This window comes from Tepidibacillus sp. LV47 (genome assembly GCF_048381575.1).
Classification (GTDB): domain Bacteria; phylum Bacillota; class Bacilli; order Tepidibacillales; family Tepidibacillaceae; genus Tepidibacillus.
Genome location: NZ_JBLWIF010000003.1, coordinates 1 through 21,037 on the forward strand (window position 1 = coordinate 1; position 21,037 = coordinate 21,037).

Sequence of the window (21,037 nt, forward strand, 5' to 3'; positions counted from 1 at the left end):
CTAAGATAAACAGAATTTTTATTTTTTATCTGTCTACCTTAAGGGGAGCATATCACTTATTGTTTAGCCCCACTTTTATATTTCGTTTTAATTTCTTACAAGATTCCAAACGGCAGCAATGTTTCTTGCCGTTTGTCTAACATATTCCTCTGCATTCTCCATCGCATCTTGTAAACTTGTAACCCGTGGTACAATACTAAACACGGCATCAATTCCATGTTCGTAAACGATCTTACTATCTCTTGCTATGTTACCAGCAATAGCAATCACAGGAATATGATATTTTTTCGCTATTTTAGCAACCCCGATTGGCGTTTTTCCATTAACGGTTTGGGAATCGATCTTCCCTTCTCCAGTAATGACCAAGGAAGCACCCTGCATGTGTTGTTCCAGATTCGTGGCCGAGATGACAATATCAACTCCTCGTTTTAGTTCTGCTGAAAGAAAAGCAAGTAAACCTGCTCCAAGTCCACCTGCTGCTCCAGCACCTGGTATCTCTTTTACATTTTTATTTAAATCACGTTTGATGATGTCTGCATAATGATTTAAGTTTTGATCAAGAAATTGAACCATTTCAGGTGTTGCCCCTTTTTGTGGTCCATAGATTGCAGAAGCTCCTGTCGGTCCAACTAAAGGATTATTTACATCACAAGCTACTTCAATCTTAACATTCTGGAGTCTAGTGTCCATTTCTGTAATATCAATCGTAGCTATTTGATACAATGATCCTCCACCATAACCAATCTGTTTTCCTTCTTGATTCAGTAACTTTGCACCTAATGCCTGCGCCATTCCTGCTCCCCCATCATTGGTTGCACTACCACCAATTCCGATGATAATATGATCTACTCCATAATCTAAAGCTGCCAAAATTAATTCTCCGGTGCCCCATGTCGTTGTAGTAAGCGGATTTCGTTCTTCAGGAGGAACAAGATGTAACCCAGATGCCGCCGCCATTTCTATAACAGCCGTTTTCCCATTTCCGAGAATACCGAAAAAAGCTTCAACTGGTTTTCCTAGTGGACCGATCACTTCTTTTTTAATGACTTTTCCATTCGTTGCATCGACCAATGATTGAACCGTTCCTTCTCCGCCATCTGCCATTGGAATTTTGATATACTCTGCATCTTTCAGGACCTCTTTAAATCCTTCCTCTATCGCATTGGCAACCTGAAGCGCTGTAAGACTTTCTTTAAAAGAGTCTGGTGCAATGACAATTTTCATCTCTACCACTCCCATCTTACTGCCATTATAAGAAGCGAAAAACACCAAAGATTAAAGTAGAAACAATAGTCATCGTTAAACCGACTAAAGATTCATAAGGAATCAATTTAAGGCGTTCTTTAATTTGCATATTGACACTACCACCTGTCGCATGGAAGAAGCTACCATGTGGTAAATGGTCTAATACAGTAGCCCCCGCATGAATCATAGCAGCGCTTGCTAATGCCGAGATCCCCAATTGTAAAATGGTTGGACCAAAGACTTGGCTTGCAACTGCAGTACCAGCAGTGGTGGATGCTGTAGCACCAGACATTAAAATACCAGCAATTGGTGCAAGCAGGTACGCAGGTAATCCTGATGCATTTAAAGCATCAATGATTAAGCCTTTTAACCCAGAATTGGAAATGATACCTGCTAATGTACCAGTTCCTAATAGCATGATCGCAACACCAGACATTTTCCCAAGACCTGATACGGCATAATCGTTAATCTTTTTAATTCGTCCCATTGCAAGTGCCCCTACAAGTCCACCAACAGGTAATGCAATCATGGGATCGATATTGATCTTAAATAGAGGGCGTAATGCAAGTAACAAAATAGTTATAATAGGGGCAGTGATTGAAGTTAGGAATCCTGGTAAATTCCCTTCAGCATGATTTTGCACTTCGCTAATTTCTACTTGTGATCCCCTTTGAATTAATCGTTTTGCCACAAAATAGGTAAGAATTACGCCGACAATAGCTGGAATCAGTCCTGCAGCCATAAGAGAAGTTAAAGGTAAGTGAAACGCATCTGAGGCTGCAATGGCATTTGGATTTGGAGAAATTATATTCCCTGCTTTACCTCCACCGATCATGGCTAATAAGATCGCTAGTTTAGAGATATTTGCTCTCTTTGCAATCGCTAGTGCAATTGGTGAAACGGTAATAACAGCTACATCAATAAATACCCCTACTGCAGTTAAAATCATTGTGGCAATCGCTAAAGCGAGTAAAGCCCTTGTTTCCCCTAGTTTTTTAACAATCGTTTCAGCAATCGTTGAAGCTGCACCCGATTCTATTAAAACTCCTGCTAATACACCAGCTGCTAGAATTCTTAATACAGCTGGAATAATACCCTTGGCACCATCCATCATCAATGAAACGGTATCAACCAAACTAGCTCCACCAATAATTCCACCCACCAAAGCTCCAGCAATCATTCCATATGCTGGTGGAACTTTACGTAAAATAAGAATGATCGCAATCACTAATGCAATAATAGCTCCTAAAGCTGTAACTTGTACTTGAGCAGCCATTTCATATCCTCCTTTTTTTGTATGAACAAACAATTTTTTCAGATTCATGATAGATTATTTTATACTTCCATAGTAAGCGTTTTCCTGGAAATAAGCATCATTCATAAAAACAAAAAAAACAAAAACCGAGGTAAAGTTTTTGGACTATTGCACAATGTTATTCCTCAAGATATATATAAGCATGGATGTGTATAATTCAATTAATTCATTTAGCTTTTTTGGGTCTTTTCCAGTAATTTCTTTTATTTTATCCAAGCGATAATGTAATGTATTTCGATGTATGAACAGTCGTTCGGCTGTTTTATTAATCTCACCATTTTCTTCAATAAACGCCTTTAAAGTTTGTTGTAATTCCCCTTTTTTATCCCTACTCACAATTTTTTTATAATGGTCTAACAACGGGTGATTGTTCAATGCCGAAATTTGTTGGATTAAAATAGGAAAGCCCATATCATGATACCAGTAGATGTCTTGATCAGGATAAAGGGTTAATCCTACTTTCAACGTCTTTTTCGCCTCATCATAAGATTGGAATAATCCTTTAAAATCTTGATAATATGTGCCAATTCCTATTTTCATTTTTACATTTGTGGAATGGTTTAAGCGAAATTTCCAAGCATTTAACTGATGGAACAATTGATCCTTATCCCAGTCCATATCTTTTAAGCGAATTTTTTTAAGAAGAATAATTTCTGTAGTATATGTTAAAGTTAGCAAATCATCGGGCTCTATTAATGTTTTTAAAATGGATATGATTTTTTTTCTTTTTTTACTTAAGGCTTCTTCAGTTAAGGAATTGGATCTTAGTTCAAGAATCACAGCCACTCTAGGAACATCAAGATCAATCCCTAATGTTTTCGCTCTTTCTTTAAACCATGGGTCGGAGGTAATTTCCCCCGTAATCAGTTGATGCAAGATTTCTTCTTTTAACCGTTCATCCCATTGGATTTGCTCCATTAAGAAAGCTTGTTCCAAAATCATTTCTGCTGCCATTTTAATGAGTAAACCAAATCCTCTCACTTCCTCTGGCTTGCCAGTAATCCCCACAACACCAACAATTTCATTTTTAAAATAAATCGGAAGATTGACACCAGGCTTTGCTCCTTTTAAAAACTGTGCCTCTTCATCATCAATCTCAACGATGTCTCCTCTTTCAATAACCGCAACTGCTCCATCATGTACTTGGTTAATACGACTCGAATCTCCAGAACCAATAATAATTCCTTTCTCATTCATAACATTGATATTTCGGTTAATAATTCCCATCGTTCTTTCAACAATCTTTTGAGCAAGTTCTCGCGTTAACAATTTCAATCTGCATCTCTCCATAGTAGTTGAAGCTTTTTAAAATATAATGATTCACAGATATTATACAATAATCATAGGATTAGAATTTTTTAAGTTAACCATAATTTAATTATGTAATTAAAATAGGTTTGTATATTCCAACACTTATAGAATATACAAACCCGATAAAGAAGCCTAATTTACAATTCTATTTTTTAATACACCGATTCCTTCAATCTCAACTTCGATCACATCTCCTGCTTTTAAATATTTGGGCGGATTCATTCCATGGCCTACGCCAGCAGGTGTTCCGGTAGATATGATATCCCCTGGTTCTAACGTCATTCCTTGTGACAATACAGAAATTAAAGTTGGAATGTCAAAAATAAAGTCCTTCGTATTTCCATTTTGTCGAACTTCTCCATTCACTTTCGTTGTAATTTGGAGATGATGTGGATTCGTAATTAAGGATTTATGTACGATGCTTGGTCCTATTGGACAAGTTGTATCAAGACTCTTGCCTAAAAAGTACTGTTTATGACGCTGTTGAATATCACGAGCCGTAATATCATTTACAATCGTATAACCAAATACATAGTCCATCGCTTTTTCTTTAGGAATAGATATTCCTTTTTTTCCAATAACGACTGCTAATTCTCCTTCATAATCTAATTTCTGAGTGATAGAGTGGTGACTATATACGTTTGCTAAATGTCCAGTAACCGTCGTTGGTGCTTTTGTAAATACCATTGGATATTCTGGAATATCCTCAGCTTTACCAATTTCTAAAGCATGAGCAACATAGTTTTTTCCTATGCAAAAAATATTTTTTCTTGGTTTTGGAATTGGGGAAAGTAATTGGATTTCATTACTTTCAAGAGAATAGGTCCATTCTCTATTGTCTTTTTTGCTAGACCAATCATAAATTTCTTTGCATCTTTCTAGGAATTCCTCCCCTAATTCGATACCTTCGATCATGGTATTAGGGATAAGATTTTGTCCAGACATTGCTATTTCAGCTGTTTTTAAGTCTAAAATCACTTGATCGTGATGAATTAGAAGTCCTATTTTTTCTTCCCCTTGTCGCTTAAACGTTACAAATTTCATTTTTACAATCCCCCCATTTAAAAAGACTTGTTCTTCTCTTACTATACCATGAGTTTATTCTTCGTCCAACACACATATAATTGTCTCAATTGCTTGTAGCAATTGGGTATGCGACCAACTTGGTAAGGATCGATTTTTAATGGCTAATTCATGAGAAGCTGGGATATGAATAAATCCAGAGCGAACGGATAAACCTTCCTTTGCAATTTTATGCAACATACTGTACATCACATGATTACATAAATAGGTACCTGCCGTATTTGATATTTCACTTGGTAAACCTACTTCTTGTAAAGCTTGAACCATTTTGCGAATAGGCAATGTTGAAAAATATGCTGCTGGACCATCGTGAACAATCGGTTGATCTTTTAAAACGTTCCCTTGATTATCTGCTGGACCATCGTTACAATTTATAGCAACTCGTTCAGGAGTTACCCGATTTCTTCCAGCTGCTAATCCTAAAGAGATAACGACGTCTGGTTTTACTTGATCAAATACGTTAAACAGTTCGTCAGCAGCTTTTTTGTAATCAACAGGTAAAATATATCCAAATATTTGGTACTGTCCGACGGTTTTCCCATTTAACTCTTTTACGATTTTTTCGGTAGGATTGATTGGGTATTCAAGAAAAGACTCAAAGCCAGTTAATAGTAATTTTTTCATGTTTCTCTCCTCCATCCACTTTAAGGTTTCTTTCCATATAAAAAGATGAAAGACCTACTCAAGGAAGAGTAGATCTATCATTTCTAAAACCATTATTCTGCTATTTTTTTCGCCCATCGAACGTTTGGATAGCGATTATATGGGTAAACAATACCTTCAAACTTTTTGGAAGTTAGGTAGTTTTGAGAATAAAAGTAAATTGGCATAAATGGTAGATCTTGCATAAGAATATCTTCTGCTTGATGTAAATATTCCATCCGTTTCGTTTGATCAGCTTCTACTTTGCCTTTATGCAATAACTCGTCATATTTTGGATTCACCCATAAGGTTCTGTTATTAGGACTATCCCCTAAGAAATAGTCAAGAATAACAGCAGGATCTAAAAAGATACCGACCCAACCCATCCGAGCCATTTGGAAATCTGAACTGTTGGTTCTAGCCAAATAAGCTTTCCATTCTTGATTTTCAAGTTTCACATTGATACCCAGATTTTTGGATAACATATTTTGAATACTTTCAGCGACTTTCTTGTGATTCTCAGAAGTATTATAGATGAGTGTTACTTCTGGGAACTTCGTCCATCCTTCTTCTTGCATTGCTTCTTTGATTAATTGTTTTGCTTTTTCAATGTCTTGTTTGAAATACGCTTCTTTTTGTTTACGGAAATCCTCACCTGATGGAGTTTTCACTCCTTCTGGTACGAAAGCATATGCTGGAGTTTCACCTGATTGTGTGACCTGCTTTGTAATTGCTTCACGGTCAATTGCTAGATTAAAGGCTTGACGAACCTTTAGATTGTTAAATGGTTCTTTTTTTACATTAAACATATACATATAAGTACCAAAGTATGGAATTATCTTAAATTCTGGATTTGATTTTTCTTGTGGAACCGCATCAGATGGGATACTAGCAATGAGATCAATTTGTCCCCCTTTATACATTTGATAATAGGTAGTTGCCTCGTTAATCATAACCCATGTGACTTTCTCCATTGTGATTTCATCTTTGTTATAGTATTGATCATTCTTTTCAATGACCACTTTTGAATCATGTTCCCAACTGGTTAGCTTGTAAGCTCCATTACTTACTAGTGTATTTGCTTGTGCAGCCCAGTTCTTATTCGATTCAACTAATGATTTTTTTACAGGGAAATACACCCAGAATGTTAATAATTTATCAAAATAGCCCACTGGTTCTTCTAATTCTACGACAAGAGTATGATCGTCTATTGCTTTTACTCCGACTTGATCAGCAGAACCTTTTCCTTTATTGTAAGCTTCTGCCCCTTTAAGATAATACAAATAAAAAGCAAATTCACTTGCTGTTTCTGGATTTAAGACACGCTTCCAAGCATACTCAAAATCTTGAGCGGTTACCGGAGTACCATCAGACCATTTCGCGTCTTCGCGAATTGTAAAGGTATATGTTTTGCCATCTTCAGAAACTTTCACATCTTTGGCCAAACCTTTAACCACTTCGCCATTTTTATTTGTCGTATATAGTCCTTCAAACAAATGTTCGATAACCCAACCGGAAGTCGTATCTGTTGCTAATGCTGGATCTAATGTTGGTGGTTCACTCATTAAATTTAACGTAATTTCTTGTTTGATTTCGCTTTTTCCTGAACTAGACGTCGTTTGAGTTGATCCACAAGCTGATAAAACAGGAACCATCAATAATACTAAAACAATTAGTGCTAAAAATCTTTTTTTCATTTCTTTTTTCCCCCTTGTATATGTGTTTAATCTATGCATTGGCATGTCCTAAAACACCATTTGTTGCGGACATCCCAATAATGACTAACCCCCACATCATTTTATAAGCTGTTATGTAATCATCACAGGTAAAACGAATCCTTTTAGGTTCAATCAATTCTACTGATGGAATCGTCGTTGTCATTAACGCTTGGTTACTTCCTTTAAACTCAATTTCAAAAGTAATTGGTCCTTCTATACGATATGGTTCGATCTGCTTTGCTTTTTTTACAGCAAGTTCTGCTTTGGTTCGGATTAATTCATGTGCTTGTTGTAAAGGTAGTAAATCTGCAGCAAAGCGATCAATCCCACGCTTAACAACTACAGTTTCCACATATGGCAACGTGGACTTAATCTCTGAAGTAACCACATCATCTCCTGTTACTAGTAAAACTGGTACACCAAAAAAGCCCGCTACTCCTGCATTTAATTCACTTTCCCCAACCACTTTACCATTAATTTTCATCTCATTGACTGCAATCCCAGCTAAGGTATGACTAATCACTGAACGTTCTGATCCACCTTCTCGTCCATGATAGCCAACAAAGAACACTCCATCAAAACTATCATCAATTCCTTCCATTTGACACATGACCCGATTATTTCCTGATATTAAACGAGCCCTAGGATCTAACTCCTCAATCAGAATGTTTGACATATTTCCATGTCCATCAGAAACAACAACTTCTGTCGCTCCTCCTCGAAATGCTCCTTCAATCGCCGCATTGACATCCTGGGTCATCAATTTGCGAAAACGACTATACTCATCATTTTTTTTCAATTGCATGTTTGTCGCTACACCCGAAATTCCTTCCATGTCTACTGAAATATAGATTTTCATTCTCCTACTCCCTTTCCTAGAATTCAATTTTTGTATCTTGGTTCCAAGGTATTCTAGTTCTGTCGCCTAAGTAATATGGTCACCCACTTTTACCCCCATTCTTTCCGCTTCTTCTTTAGTAGTAGCCCAATGTCTATTTACAAGTGTTGATGGGAACGAATTTTTTTGCATTTTCAAATTTCACATATTGAGCAGACTCCCCTATTAAATAAACTTCAAGATATACCATTAGACTCACATAATTTAAAAATTCATATGATTGATAATTGAAAGCTTTATAGTGTTAAAGTAATAAGTAAAAAACATTTTTTATAAATACTCAAAAGAATTCTTAAACACTTCAAACTGAACAATTACATTGGTCTGGGTAACCCCTTCGATTTGATTCAATTTCTTCAGTATTTCTGTCAATTCTTCATAAGTATGTACATGTACTTGGATCAACAATTGATATTCACCAGAAGTTAAGGAAATGTAGCGAATTTCCTTAAAATTACGTAAACGATTTACTATATTTTCTAGGGTGTTAGCTTGAATACCTAATTGAATAATTGCACTTGTTTTTACTCCAATTGAGATCGGATTAACAATCCCTACTACTTCAAGGATTTGATTTTCGACTAAATTTTTATATCTAGCTCTCACTGTTTTTTCTGTAACATTTAATTGATTTGCAATCTCGGTAAATGCCATTCTTCCATCTTTGGATAAAAGTTTAATGATTTGCTTATCTAACTCATCTATTACTTGTACATTATCCATAAAAAATTCTCCATTTCGTTATTAAAATAGTATTTTAGTTATCCGAATAGTTATAATATCTATTTTTTGATTACTAAATTCACTATTCATTTCTTCTTTTGGTATCGGAAAACGCAAATATTTGAGTGTTATTATAATTTATAATAATTGTTTAAGCAATATTTTTTTGAAAAGATTAATTCGATAAAATTTTATGAATAAAGAAGCGGCGGCTGTTTTACCAATCTTTAATACTGATGTTGAATTTACCTAATACCACAGGTTCTGCCTATTGAAGTTATATTTCTTCAATAAGGGCAATTGCAACTGACCTATTATTTTTACTGGAAGTCAGGCCATCAGTCGTTCGATTTTTGGAAGTAAGATTCGTGTGAAACGAACTGCTGAATTCTTCAGTTTTTATGGAATTTCAAGCAAATTTTCGGCATATTAGGTCGTTATGTTTTTGGATTGGTCGAGCAAATCACAGATTCAAGCCTTTTTGGGATCTTCTCACTTGTCCCTTCTTTATTATTGGATTTTGATTTTTATCCAAAATAGATATTTAAAAAAGGACAGTTTGAAGCTAAACTAGTAAACCATTGATTATAAAAATAGGTTTGTATATTCCAACGCGCTCCGTTGTCCGTGTATTTCTTTTGATTAAAAAGGATAAGATAGAAATACACTCCCAAAAGTCGCTTCTTATGGAATATACAAACCTAATAAGCTTGACTTATATGTTCTATAAGTTGATTCTTTAGAGCGAGCTTTCCTACCGACCTTATTTACGGAAAGCCGAAAGGTTAGGAGCAACATTAGAACATACAAGCCACATCTACTTTATCTGAATCAGAGATATATGGGTATGCGTTCCGATCTAATACATGGTGACAATAAAGCTAACAGATCGATCTTTCCTCTCCAAGGCCAAAATGATAATAGTATAAGAAGGGCCCTTGGACACCATGCTGAAATTCCTTATTGTAGCGCTACCCTTTCCCCAAATAGGAGATGTGCCCAAACATTAGGCATATGACTTTTTTCCTTCCCTTATTACTCCACGATCGTAATTCAAAAAAGTCAAACCCGAAATCACAAAAAGTCCTATCATGATCCACAACAAGTTGGGTATCGATGTGTGGTCGTACAACCAACCTCCAATTAAAAAGCCCAACATCCTTCCCCCTGCACCAGCACTACTTACTATCCCCTGATAAAACCCAGCTTTATTTTCCGGAGCTAGTTCATAAGCGGCAGCAGGAACGGCAGGCCAAACGAGCATTTCTGCAATAGTCATTGTAATCATTGCTAATACAAATCCAATATAAAATGTATTATGAACCATAATTGCAAATGATAGGATAAAAATAATAATTCCAACAAACAATTGTTTTTTAATGGTCGTCAAGAATCGTTTTGTGACAAATGAAATAAATGGTTGCCCAAGAACAATTAAGACCCCATTAATCGTCCATAATAAAGTATATTTTGATAAAGGAATTCCTAAATTTGAAATATATTTGGATAAACTAGTTTGCCATTGTACATACGGTATCCAAGCAAGCACAAAGGCGATGGACAAGATCATTAATGATACAAACGCTCTCGAAGCTTCTTTTGACTCCTTAACCTCTTCTTGATCAGATATCTCAACTCCAGAGACAACTACTGCTTGTTGCCATTGTTCATTGCGAAATCCGAAGATGACTAAAAATAAAAATAACAGAAATGTTATCGAGTTAACAATAAAAATGAGAGTGAAGGAAATCTGTGCAACAATACCACCTAGCGTAGAGCCAATAGCTACACCTAAATTTTGTGCCACATAAATAAGATTAAATGCTTTGCGCCCACCTTCTGGCCAAATCGTTCCTGCCATCGCATACATCGAGGGAAAAACTAGTCCGTTGCTAAATCCAAGAAGAAGCATAAATAGAACATAAAGAATCCATTGATGAAGGAAAGCTAATGATAAAACATTGATAGCAGACATGATTATCCCTATAATGATAGTCTTTTTCCCACCCCATCTATCAAATAACCATCCACCTGCTAGATTCCCTAAAATCCCAGATCCTTGTTGGAGCATAAGAACAAAACCTGCAATTGACATCGATTTATTTAATACACCTGTAATATAAATCGTATTTAGTGGCCATAAGAATGAATTTCCTGTTACATTGATTGTCATTCCTATGGCCAAAATCCAAAGAGATAAAGGATATAGAAACTTTTTTTCCATTGATTCTCCTCTTTTCTAGTTGACCAAAATTGACAAATTTTACCGGTCCGTCCTGACCTTTACAGAACATATACTTATAGTAGAGGTGATGAGGATGGAATTCATAAAAACAATCGATTGGCGCCTTCTTGGTTTCTTATCCGGTTCAGCTGCTCTTGATTATTATCTTTATAAACATCTCACTTGGCGAATTGCCATTTGTTTACCAAAAGAATAAATGATTGAATTCAACATTATAATCGAATGATATAAATATTTCCTATCATTTCTTTCATTAGAGAAACAAGATGAGGATGACAGGTAAAAAATAAAATCTGATGACGTTTAGAAAGCTCCGTTAATGAGTTTAGCGTATTCTGTAATCGTTTCGGATCAAAATTGACAAAGATATCATCAAAGATTAATGGTAGATTGACTTTTTTTGCAAACTCATCAATTAAGGCAAATCTTAAGGCAATAAACAATTGTTCTATTGTACCTCGACTTAAGTATTGGGGTTCAAAAATCTGGCCATCGCTTCGTACTACTTTTATAATTGCTTCATCTAGTGGAGCAAACACTCCTTTATAGTGCTTTCCTGTCATTAACCGAAAGTATGCTGAGGCTTTTTTAATTACTTCCGGTTGTTTTTCCATTTCATAAGTTTTCATTGTTTGTTGAAGAAGGTATTTTGCAATCGCAACTTTTACCCAATTCTTCACATTTTCATGCAACCGAGACTTTAGAACAGAATACTCTTGTTGAAGTACGGTTAAACTTTTGTCTTCTTCGATTTCCTTTAATTGATTCTGTAATTCTCCTTTTTTTTCAAGATATTCCTTTAACTTACTTTGCAATTCTGTCAATTGTTCTTTTCGTTGTTTTATGAATTGTATTAATTCATTTTCTTTCGTCCGTTCTAATTGTTGAATCAATTGCTGATATTCTTCCTCAGTAGAACATCCATTTCGAATAGAAAATAAGTATTGTTTGTATCGTAAACGTAACTGATGATACGTGGTATAGTCTTTAAAACGAAAGTAAAAATCTTCTTTATTCGTTACCTTAGCATGTTGGAATAATTGCCTGATTTGTTCTTGTAATAGATAAATCCTTTCTTCCAATCGTCTGCTTTCCTCTTTTATCTCTTTTATTCTCTGATTTAATTGATCAAGTTTTGAACGATTTCTTTGATCTTGATGATACCTTTGAATCCATCCATATACTATTTCCTCAGTCTTATAAGGATTAATACGATCCCCATCAATCTTTGCAACTAATGCCTCGTAATCTTTTATTTCCCGCTTCAATATATGGATTTGTTCGTTAAGTAAATCTTGTTCTTTGTATAAATCTTTCATTTTTTGGATGAGCGAGATTGTATCATAAACAGTAATCGAGGATAAATCTTGCTGAAGTCCTTGACTTTGTAGCCAATTTTGCCAAAGGACGATTTGCTTTTCGTATTCTTCTTTTATTTTTTCTTTCGTTTGCATAAGTTTGCTAATTTCCTTTTCTAAACGCATTTCTTCATTTCTAGTTTGATTTATCTGTTGATCGGTTAACTGATTATGATGGAATAATAAGCGACCAACTAAAAAAAAGAGAATGATAAACCACCCTGCTGTTACCCATTGTTGATGGTAGAGATAAAATACACTGCTTAATATACCGATCGTGGGAATTAAATATTTCAACCAGGATGAATTTTTCATAAATGCAAATCGTTGTTTCCTTTTTTTGTCAACTTCAATTTCTTGGGGATTGAAGCGATTTGAATGTAATCGTGATTCCAATTCATTTAATTTAAGATCAAGTGTAAAAAGTTCTTTTTCTTTTGTATCTAATTGCTGGAGGATCGTTTGCAGTGTTTGTTTTTCAGCAATGGGTAATTCAAATGAACGTATGGTCTTTTCTGAATAAAAAGAGCCTAATAATTTTTGATTTTCTTCTATTTTTTCATTTAATAGTTTCCAATCCTTTTGTATTTGAACCAATCTTTTCTTATTTTGTTGATAGTAAGGTAAATGATCTCGCATGTATTCAATCTGTCTAATTTGTTGTTCTGTTAAAAGTTGAGCCTTAAGTTCCTTTGCTTCTTCTTTCATTTCAAATACCTTTGTTTCTAGATGCTTTTTTTCAATCTCATATTCGTTAATTTTGGATTCGGTCATCTCGAGACGTTCAATTCCATTTTCAGGGAAAATTGGCTCTTCCGCATATTCACTTAGTTGCCATTCCATCTCTTTTACGTTTTGATAAGTATGAAAGTAATGTGCTGCTTTTTCATACCTATTTAGTTCCTGTTTGATAACTACAATTTTCTTATCAACCTTATCAATTTTACTAGTCAATTGCTCAATTTTTAATACGATCTCTTCATATTGTCTGTTTTTATTTTTTATGTGATTGATTTTTTGTAAGAGTTCATCCATTTCTGTGAGCAAAGAATTTATGATAGGTTTTTTTCCGCCAACTTTAAATAGTTCTTGTTCTTTCTTCGTTAATTCTTGGTTCATATTGAGAATTTGTTTTGCTAAACCTGTACCAGCATGATACAAAAAACTATTGATTTGCTGATCTTGTAAGGTATCAAGGTGTTGAATCTCATTTAAACCAAAAGAAAAAATTTGACGATAAACTTTTTCATTGATCTGATGAAGTAAATTCGGCAAATACTCTTCGCCAACAAAATTCCCATTAGGCAAATAAATCCGAACATCCCCAGAAATTTTTTGATGATAAACTCTTTCTATTCGATAGAGCTGTCCTTTTTCATCAACGATGGAAATCGCTCCACCAAATTTTCCTCCATTTAAAGGTTCGTACCGTAAATGGAGGTTTCTTCTATTTTCAAATCCAAAAAGAATGGCTTGGATAAATGCGCGAATCGTACTCTTCCCAGCTTCATTAAAGCCTTCAATAAGATTTAATCCTTGCTTTAAAGTGATCTTTTTATCTGCCAATTTACCAAAACCATAAATCTCTAAGGATTCAATCCACAACGAGACCCCTCCCTTCATTCTCTTTCAACGAAATATTCATAGGCATATGTGATGATTTGTCTCCTTATTTCTTCAAAATCTTCAGTCGTTAATGACGAAAAATGTTTTTTTATTCCTCGATGTCGAAATAAATCTGACAAAATTTCTTTTTGTACGAACTCAATATCTATTCCTTGAAAAAAACGCTCAACCTGTAAAAGATAATCGGATAAAAAAGTCCCTTGTTCATGTAAATATTCATTCGTAATATGTGGTTGTATCCTTACTTGGATCATTTCGATCCATGCCCAAGGTTGTTGTCCCATTAAACTAAGATTGATGACTTCTTCTAATTCCTTTCGCTGCTCCTCTTCTAAGAGTAACGAATGAAGTAGGGTTAGACCTCTCAATACCACACGGCAAATCAATGGACGTTGAATTTCCCTTCGTTTTTCTTCAATCTTCATCTCTACTAGGTTAATCAGGTCATCAATGGTAGTGATCTGTGAAATATCTAGTTCAATTGTTTCCCAACGTATTTGCGCCGTTGATAACCATTCAATAGTTTGAACTTCATTATCCTTTACCTCAACATAATAACAACCCTTATCCCCTGTTTCCTGAATATGTCTTCCTTGCGGGTTACCTGGGTAGACCACATAAGGATGGTGATCATGTAAAATTTGATGTTTATGAACGTGTCCAAGTGCCCAATAATCCATCTCACCTAAGACTAATTCTTGTAAACGAGAAGGACAATAAGGGTCATGATTTTTTTGGCCATCAACATTGGTATGAAGTAATCCAATATGAAACAGTTTTTCGTTTTGTTTCGTAAAGTCCTTTACAATATTCTCCATAAATGCTTTGGTTGGATAACTTCTGCCTAAGATTCTAGCTACTTCCTTATTGTCTTTTTGAAAAGAAAACCATTCCACCCGTTCTCCAGAAAAAAAATGAACCTTTTCAGGCCATTTTATTTTTGTTTTTTTCTGATCAATAGGATCATGATTCCCATGAATGATAAAGGTATGGATTCCATAATGATCCAATTTTTCCAATGCTTTTTTAAAATAGAATTGTGCTCTTAGACTTTGCTCTTCTAGATCATACACATCTCCTGCTATCAATAAGAAGTCTACTTCTTTTTCAATACAATACTCCACGATCCGGTCAAAACTGCGAAAAGTAGATTCATAAATTTCAGATACGATTTGTTTTGGAAGATGTCTTAATCCTTTAAAAGGGCTATCTAAATGCAAGTCAGCTGTATGTATAAAACGAAATGATGTCAAAAGTATCACCTCTGTTTATTGAATGATAAATCTATCTTTCACCGACTTATATCTATTTGCTGTTCAACGTAGATAGCAACTAAGATAAAAGCTACTCCACCTAATAAACGAATCAATGCTGAAAGATTCATGGTACCGTTCATCCCATAAATAGACAACATCCTAATCCCGAACTGTGGAGCAATAAAACCAACAAAACCAATAAAAATCGTATAAAGGGTAATATAAGAAGAGCGACCTTTTTCAGGTGAAACAGCTAATAATTGATTAAATAATAATAGAGTTGTACCTGATAAATAAACACCGCTCCAAAAGTTTGTGAGGACTAAATAATAAAGATTTTTGGATAATACCGTTAAAAACGGAACCGTTGCCATTCCTGCGCTGGCTACAAAAAGCATCATCGAATTACCAAAACGGTCGGACATTCTTCCCCACCATTTATAAGTAAGAATTTGTGAGAGTTGATTCGCAACAGTAAACAAACTTAACCAAAAAGCACTGGCATGAACATACTCGATCTGATAGATATTAAAAAGTGGCCAAGCCATTTGCCAACCAAAATTAAATAGAATCGAACTGAATAGAAAAAAAAGAAAGGGTTTGGTTTGCCCTATTTTTTTCATTTGCTCAATAAGAGAGTCCTTTTCTACCGTTCCTTTTGAACTAAATTCTTTTAGTTCGATGTGCTTAAATAGATAATAAGCTTCTAAAACCCCAAAGATAAATGTAATAATAAATAACACCTGATATGGAACAGGGTTGTTTTTATCAAATAAATTAAGTAGAACTCCTACAATTGCTGTTGCAATCATTCCTACTATCGTTAAGATTTGATTTCGGTAGCTAAAAAAATTTCCTCGGTCTTTCTCTGGAATTAAATCACCCATCAAAGATTGCCAAGATAGATTGGCCAAACTGGCTGGAATATTCATAAAACCAACTAAAATAACCAAAATCCACGCCTGATAGATCGGAATATAAGGAATTAAAGCAAATAATAAAAGAGTAATGCGAGCAAACAGAATCGAAAAACCACAGAATCTCTTTTTTAATTCTAGTTGACTAAACCAATATCCTCCTACGATCGTTGTTACTAAACTAACGACTGCAGGCAGGGAATTTAATAAACCGACCTGCTGGTGATTCGCATGTAAAATATGAATAGCATATAACGCCAAAAAACTGGAATAAGTATTCATAATCATTGAGTAAGCACCATTGATAATACTGTAACGTTTATTCTTTCTCACGATCTCCAATGGATACTGCATTTCCTAATTCCCATGCCTTTCATATCATGTATTTTTACTTTTGATTACTATAAAGCCAATGTCCCATTTTTTCTAAGGCTTTTCTTCGGTAAGAATAATAAACTCGTCGTTCTAAAGGCATATTTCCTAATACTTGTGTATCACCGTCAGGAATAAAAATTGGATCAAAAGGAAAGCGTAAATCGTTTGGTAAGTTATAGGGTATTTCAGAGATAATCCTGCCGGATGTAATTCCGTGAAAAACATCGATTTTTCCTTTCCACTTCACAGCAATGACACCATGAAAATATGCTTTTCGACTCTCACCTGATAATAATTTGTCGATCCCCTTATAACCAATTAACTGAAAAATTCTTTTGGTCAAAATACCTGGGAATTGAGGATAAGATTCAAAGAAAATTCCAGAATCGTCTACAAAAATTGGTATTTCGTCATTCTCCTTTATTTGTTCTAACTTATATCTTGCAATCTCTTCTAATGTACCTTCAGTTGGCTCGATAAAAGAGAAACTTTTACCTTCTACTTGATGTCCAAATGGAGCCAATGCTAAGCGAGCTTCTGTTAATTTTTCAGGATTTGTTGTGACAAAAATAAGTTTCATTCCGAATGACTCCTCTCGAAGTTTACTGATTATCATTCATAAATAATAGACTACCACATTTTTATTCTCTTTGATATATATTCAACTTATAAAAAAACAACCCACCAATTATACGGGTTGTTTAGGTTATATATGCTTCTTTTTTTTATAATAGTTCTCTTTACCTTTATCCTTTCCTTCGGTGATTTGTCCATGAGTTCGAAACCAAATATTCAAGTCATTAATTGCACTAGATAGATCGATAATTTCTTTATGGACTTCTACATATTCTTCAAACGGGATCTGAAACATAATATCTTGTTTTCTTAAAATTTCTTCTTCTAATTCCTTAATACGGTCTGGAATTTTGGCTCTTTCCCTTTCCCATCGATCAATGACAGCTACTTGTTCATCTAAAGATAAATCTTCCCAATCAACTTGAAAATCAGGTATGTGAATTCCTAAGCGATCATTATATACAAACTGAACTTTTTTTTCAATCACTGACATATAAGAAACCTCCTATAAGGTAAAGCTAAAAACATTATTATTGTAATCGAAATTGAACAATCCGTATATAAGATGGGTTTAATAAAGTTTAAAATGTGTATTTTTTGTTACAATCTTAAGTAATAATTATGACAAATTTTTAAACATACTCTTCAAAGTCTATCTTTTTAAAAAAACCTCTTGTATACTATTTGTAGAAATGTTCACAAATTATTCTAATTTAAAAAAGATTATCATTTATGGGAGGGTATTTTATGCCAAATCAAGTTTTTCGTTCTTCCGTTCGTTTAATTGAGGGCACACGTGTAGAGGCTGAAGCTCGTGGTTTCAAAGTAACTGTTGATGAGCCAGAACAAATCGGCGGTTCTAATCAAGGGATGACTCCAGTAGAATTATTACTTTCTGCATTAGGTAGTTGTTTATCGATTACGATTAGCCTTTTCTCTAAAGCATTCCATGTAGATATTAAAGATTTACGTGTTGAGGTTGAAGGGGAGCTCGACCCAATGGCTGCGATGGGTAAGTCAGATGCTAGAAGTGGTTATCAAAATATTCGTGTACATGTACACATTGTCTCTGATGCACCACAAAACCGTATTGAGCGCTTAATTAAAATGGCTGAATCAAAGTGCCCAGTTAGTGATACCTTACGAGTTGGCGTAACCATCAATAATTCTGTAGAATTCGAAACTGTATCTGTATAATTAAATAAAAGAAAATGAGGACATCTATTAGGATGTCCTTTTTAATTTCACTTATTTATTTGACTTCAGCATTTGCAATTTTTTTCATTTTTTTCTCGTTGTGAATTGAATGATAAATAGTAACACTAAGATACCTAATCCAACCGAATCGGTCCATAATCCTGGAACGATGAGCATAAGCCCTGCAGGTATTGCTAATACTCTTTCAATCCAATACATTGGTCTGAACCAGTATCCCATTAATCCTGCACTTATTCCCAACATACCAACGAATGCTGTAGTGACAATCCACAATGTTTTTAATATCGTTGTATTAACTAGTAGTAATTGAGGAGATAACACAAAAATATATGGAATAATAAATGCTGCAATCGCTAATCTTGTTGCTTCTGCACCCGTTCGAATTGGTTTACCTCCAGCTATTCCTGATGCCGCAAAAGCTGCAAGTGCAACTGGTGGGGTGATATCAGCCACAATTCCAAAATAGAATGTGAACATATGAGCTGCAAGTGCTGGAACTCCTAATTGTATAATCGCTGGTGCAGCGATTGTTGAAGTGATAATATAATTCGCTGTTGTTGGAGAACCCATTCCTAAGATAATTGATGAAATCATCGTTAAAAAGAGAGTTGGAATAAGTAATCCACCCGAAAATTCAATTAATCCATTGGCGAATTTTAACCCTAATCCTGTTAGTGTAACAGTACCTACTATAATCCCTGCAGCGGCAGTAGCCGCAATAACTCCTAATGATGCTTTTGCTCCATCTTCCAAAGCAAAAAATATATCTTTTAATTTCATTTCATTATGTCCTAGTAACATACCGATGATTCCAACAATGATTGTACTCAATATCCCACTAATTGCAGAAAAGGTTGCAGACTTTCCACTCATGAGAAGTCCAATAATAACGAATAAAGGAATTAATAAATATATTTTCTTTAAAATTTCTTTTTTATCAGGCAACTCTTCATCAGTTAAGCCCCGTAGCCCCGTTCTTTTTGCTTCAAAATGAACCATAATCCAGATCCCTGTGAAATATAGAATTGCAGGTACTGCTGCCGCTTTTGCAATATCCCAATAAGACATCCCAATAAATTCAGCCATCAAAAAGGCTGCAGCTCCCATAATAGGTGGCATAATTTGTCCACCAGTAGAAGCTGCTGCTTCTACTGCTCCAGCAAACTCTTTACGATAACCCAATTTTCTCATCATTGGAATGGTAAATGATCCAGAAGTAACTACATTAGCAACTGAACTCCCACTAATAGTCCCCTGTAATGCACTTGAAAATACAGCCACTTTTGCAGGACCACCTACACGTTTTCCAGCAATCAATAATGCTAGATCATTGAAATACTGACCTACTCCTGTTTTTTCTAAAAATGCTCCGAACAACAAAAATAAGAAGATAAACTTTGCCGACACTTGTAAAGGAGTTCCAAGAATACCATCTAAAGTATAATACATATGTGACACGATACGTTCATAAGATAGCCCCCGAAAACTTAAGAACGATGGAAAATAATTGCCAAATTTAGCATAAATCAAGAAAAATAGAGCAATCACTGTAATTGGAATTCCAACTACTCTTCTTGAAGCTTCTACTACTAGAAGTATAGCGATCAACCCCATAACAAAATCCAATTGGTTATAATTCCCAGCTCTTATAATTAAATCTTTATACTCAAAAACCCAATAAAAACCAACCCCTGCACTTAATATTGGTAATAAAAAATCAAGAAATATTGTAAACAGATTGCTTTTTTTAACATATTTTTTTGTAGGAAACAAAATATAGATCAATGTTAAACCGAAACCTAAATGTACAGGAACTAATAATTGAAGTGGAATATTACCAAAAAGTGCAGCGTATAACTGAAAAAGTGAAAAGCCAACTGCTAAAATGGTTATCAACCATTTCATAACTCCTGTATATTTATAAAAATTTGACTCTCTATCGTATTTACTTAATAATTGATGCATCTCTTCTTCAGTTAAATGTTTAATATCTTGACTCATCTAGACTACCTCCCTTCATCAGTTGCAATAAGCTTAATTTTTGCACTTTAAATCGAACCCAATTTCCAGGTCTCGTTAACTTTGCTAATGGTATTTTTCTCTGGTGTACAATGAATTGATGGTTTGCAATCACTTGTCCAACCCTCAGATCAAAATATGGAAGAACTCGATTGAGATGATTCAATACGAATTTCCCATTTTTAATGGTAAATGTTTCACCTTTTTCTACGTCTGATGGCATGCCAACACCATAAGTATCAAAAGTGGTTTGATCTACTATAATATTTTGATTGGAATCAATATAAAAAGTGTCAATAACGGGTGTTTTATGAATGGAATGGATATATTCAATAGAAAAGCGATCATTTCCATTAATGGGGATACGGAGTAATATTTTCCCCGAATCTCCTTCAATAAGTGTTAACATGGGTACTAAAGGAAGATTATAAAGTAACAGCATGATGAGAATTATCACAATCGAGGATTTCCATGTAGCCCTTAAAAAAAACCGAGGGGAAAAAAGCCGCCTC

General features: G+C 34.7%; 18 protein-coding genes. 2 read left to right on the plus strand and 16 right to left on the minus strand.

Annotated elements, in window-relative coordinates; all coding sequences use genetic code 11:
• Nucleotides 1-87 precede the first annotated feature (87 nt).
• The 9 genes from ACMW72_RS04870 to ACMW72_RS04910 all read right to left on the minus strand — a co-directional run bounded on the left by ACMW72_RS04870 (nt 88) and on the right by ACMW72_RS04910 (nt 11,159).
• On the minus strand, nt 88-1,224 hold the full coding sequence (locus ACMW72_RS04870) for a glycerate kinase (RefSeq protein WP_418367726.1): 1,137 nt from the start codon (nt 1,222-1,224) through the stop codon (nt 88-90).
• A gap of 25 nt (nt 1,225-1,249) precedes the next feature.
• Nucleotides 1,250-2,521, minus strand: a complete 1,272-nt coding sequence (locus ACMW72_RS04875; protein ID WP_418367727.1) for a GntP family permease — start codon at nt 2,519-2,521, stop codon at nt 1,250-1,252.
• 144 nt (nt 2,522-2,665) lie between these two features.
• Nucleotides 2,666-3,835: a sugar diacid recognition domain-containing protein gene (locus ACMW72_RS04880; RefSeq protein ID WP_418367728.1), complete on the minus strand. Its 1,170-nt coding sequence runs from the start codon at nt 3,833-3,835 to the stop codon at nt 2,666-2,668.
• Between the two features lie 168 nt (nt 3,836-4,003).
• Nucleotides 4,004-4,915, minus strand: a complete 912-nt coding sequence (locus ACMW72_RS04885; protein ID WP_418367729.1) for a fumarylacetoacetate hydrolase family protein — start codon at nt 4,913-4,915, stop codon at nt 4,004-4,006.
• 54 nt (nt 4,916-4,969) lie between these two features.
• A complete protein-coding gene (gene pcp / locus ACMW72_RS04890; protein ID WP_418367730.1) occupies nt 4,970-5,578 on the minus strand; it encodes a pyroglutamyl-peptidase I in 609 nt (202 codons plus the stop codon).
• Nucleotides 5,579-5,670: 92 nt separating this feature from the next.
• Nucleotides 5,671-7,293, minus strand: a complete 1,623-nt coding sequence (locus tag ACMW72_RS04895) for a peptide ABC transporter substrate-binding protein (protein ID WP_418367731.1) — start codon at nt 7,291-7,293, stop codon at nt 5,671-5,673.
• Nucleotides 7,294-7,324: 31 nt separating this feature from the next.
• On the minus strand, nt 7,325-8,173 hold the full coding sequence (locus ACMW72_RS04900; RefSeq protein WP_418367732.1) for a M55 family metallopeptidase: 849 nt from the start codon (nt 8,171-8,173) through the stop codon (nt 7,325-7,327).
• A 309-nt stretch (nt 8,174-8,482) separates the two neighbouring features.
• Complete coding sequence (locus ACMW72_RS04905; RefSeq protein ID WP_418367733.1) at nt 8,483-8,935, minus strand: Lrp/AsnC family transcriptional regulator; 453 nt, start codon at nt 8,933-8,935, stop codon at nt 8,483-8,485.
• Nucleotides 8,936-9,941: 1,006 nt separating this feature from the next.
• Nucleotides 9,942-11,159, minus strand: coding sequence for an MDR family MFS transporter (locus ACMW72_RS04910; protein ID WP_418367734.1), 1,218 nt, complete (start codon nt 11,157-11,159; stop codon nt 9,942-9,944).
• 94 nt (nt 11,160-11,253) lie between these two features.
• Between ACMW72_RS04910 and ACMW72_RS04915 the strand changes: the two genes are divergently transcribed.
• Nucleotides 11,254-11,376 (plus strand): hypothetical protein, encoded by a 123-nt coding sequence (locus ACMW72_RS04915; protein WP_418367735.1) that lies wholly within the window; start codon nt 11,254-11,256, stop codon nt 11,374-11,376.
• Between the two features lie 16 nt (nt 11,377-11,392).
• On the opposite strand, the gene ACMW72_RS04920 is transcribed toward ACMW72_RS04915, so the two are convergent.
• The 5 genes from ACMW72_RS04920 to ACMW72_RS04940 form a co-directional block, all read right to left on the minus strand.
• On the minus strand, nt 11,393-14,143 hold the full coding sequence (locus ACMW72_RS04920; RefSeq protein ID WP_418367736.1) for an AAA family ATPase: 2,751 nt from the start codon (nt 14,141-14,143) through the stop codon (nt 11,393-11,395).
• 14 nt (nt 14,144-14,157) lie between these two features.
• Nucleotides 14,158-15,417, minus strand: a complete 1,260-nt coding sequence (locus ACMW72_RS04925) for a metallophosphoesterase family protein (protein ID WP_418367737.1) — start codon at nt 15,415-15,417, stop codon at nt 14,158-14,160.
• Between the two features lie 38 nt (nt 15,418-15,455).
• Complete coding sequence (locus ACMW72_RS04930; protein ID WP_418367738.1) at nt 15,456-16,670, minus strand: MFS transporter; 1,215 nt, start codon at nt 16,668-16,670, stop codon at nt 15,456-15,458.
• A gap of 55 nt (nt 16,671-16,725) precedes the next feature.
• Entirely contained in the window at nt 16,726-17,292 is a 567-nt protein-coding gene (locus ACMW72_RS04935) for a non-canonical purine NTP pyrophosphatase (protein ID WP_418367739.1), read from the minus strand.
• Between the two features lie 126 nt (nt 17,293-17,418).
• Nucleotides 17,419-17,781: a hypothetical protein gene (locus ACMW72_RS04940; protein ID WP_418367740.1), complete on the minus strand. Its 363-nt coding sequence runs from the start codon at nt 17,779-17,781 to the stop codon at nt 17,419-17,421.
• Between the two features lie 254 nt (nt 17,782-18,035).
• Between ACMW72_RS04940 and ACMW72_RS04945 the strand changes: the two genes are divergently transcribed.
• Nucleotides 18,036-18,485, plus strand: coding sequence for an OsmC family protein (locus ACMW72_RS04945; protein WP_418367741.1), 450 nt, complete (start codon nt 18,036-18,038; stop codon nt 18,483-18,485).
• Nucleotides 18,486-18,569: 84 nt separating this feature from the next.
• Here the strand turns inward: ACMW72_RS04945 and ACMW72_RS04950 are convergent, their stop codons facing one another.
• Both ACMW72_RS04950 and ACMW72_RS04955 read right to left on the minus strand, forming a co-directional pair.
• A complete protein-coding gene (locus ACMW72_RS04950; protein WP_418367742.1) occupies nt 18,570-20,507 on the minus strand; it encodes a TRAP transporter permease in 1,938 nt (645 codons plus the stop codon).
• Nucleotides 20,491-20,982, minus strand: coding sequence for a DUF1850 domain-containing protein (locus tag ACMW72_RS04955; RefSeq protein ID WP_418367743.1), 492 nt, complete (start codon nt 20,980-20,982; stop codon nt 20,491-20,493). The genes ACMW72_RS04950 and ACMW72_RS04955 overlap by 17 nt, the downstream gene beginning before the upstream one ends.
• Between the last annotated feature and the right edge of the window lie 55 nt (nt 20,983-21,037).

Excerpts from the sequence above, each read along its gene's own strand:
- ACMW72_RS04870 (WP_418367726.1), bottom strand. The coding sequence starts at position 1,224 with ATGAAAATTGTCATTGCACCAGACTCTTTTAAAGAAAGTCTTACAGCG.
- ACMW72_RS04875 (WP_418367727.1), bottom strand. The coding sequence starts at position 2,521 with ATGGCTGCTCAAGTACAAGTTACAGCTTTAGGAGCTATTATTGCATTA.
- ACMW72_RS04885 (WP_418367729.1), bottom strand. The coding sequence starts at position 4,915 with ATGAAATTTGTAACGTTTAAGCGACAAGGGGAAGAAAAAATAGGACTT.
- pcp (WP_418367730.1), bottom strand. The coding sequence starts at position 5,578 with ATGAAAAAATTACTATTAACTGGCTTTGAGTCTTTTCTTGAATACCCA.
- ACMW72_RS04895 (WP_418367731.1), bottom strand. The coding sequence starts at position 7,293 with ATGAAAAAAAGATTTTTAGCACTAATTGTTTTAGTATTATTGATGGTT.
- ACMW72_RS04900 (WP_418367732.1), bottom strand. The coding sequence starts at position 8,173 with ATGAAAATCTATATTTCAGTAGACATGGAAGGAATTTCGGGTGTAGCG.
- ACMW72_RS04905 (WP_418367733.1), bottom strand. The coding sequence starts at position 8,935 with ATGGATAATGTACAAGTAATAGATGAGTTAGATAAGCAAATCATTAAA.
- ACMW72_RS04910 (WP_418367734.1), bottom strand. The coding sequence starts at position 11,159 with ATGGAAAAAAAGTTTCTATATCCTTTATCTCTTTGGATTTTGGCCATA.
- ACMW72_RS04915 (WP_418367735.1), top strand. The coding sequence starts at position 11,254 with ATGGAATTCATAAAAACAATCGATTGGCGCCTTCTTGGTTTCTTATCC.
- ACMW72_RS04935 (WP_418367739.1), bottom strand. The coding sequence starts at position 17,292 with ATGAAACTTATTTTTGTCACAACAAATCCTGAAAAATTAACAGAAGCT.
- ACMW72_RS04940 (WP_418367740.1), bottom strand. The coding sequence starts at position 17,781 with ATGTCAGTGATTGAAAAAAAAGTTCAGTTTGTATATAATGATCGCTTA.
- ACMW72_RS04945 (WP_418367741.1), top strand. The coding sequence starts at position 18,036 with ATGCCAAATCAAGTTTTTCGTTCTTCCGTTCGTTTAATTGAGGGCACA.
- ACMW72_RS04950 (WP_418367742.1), bottom strand. The coding sequence starts at position 20,507 with ATGAGTCAAGATATTAAACATTTAACTGAAGAAGAGATGCATCAATTA.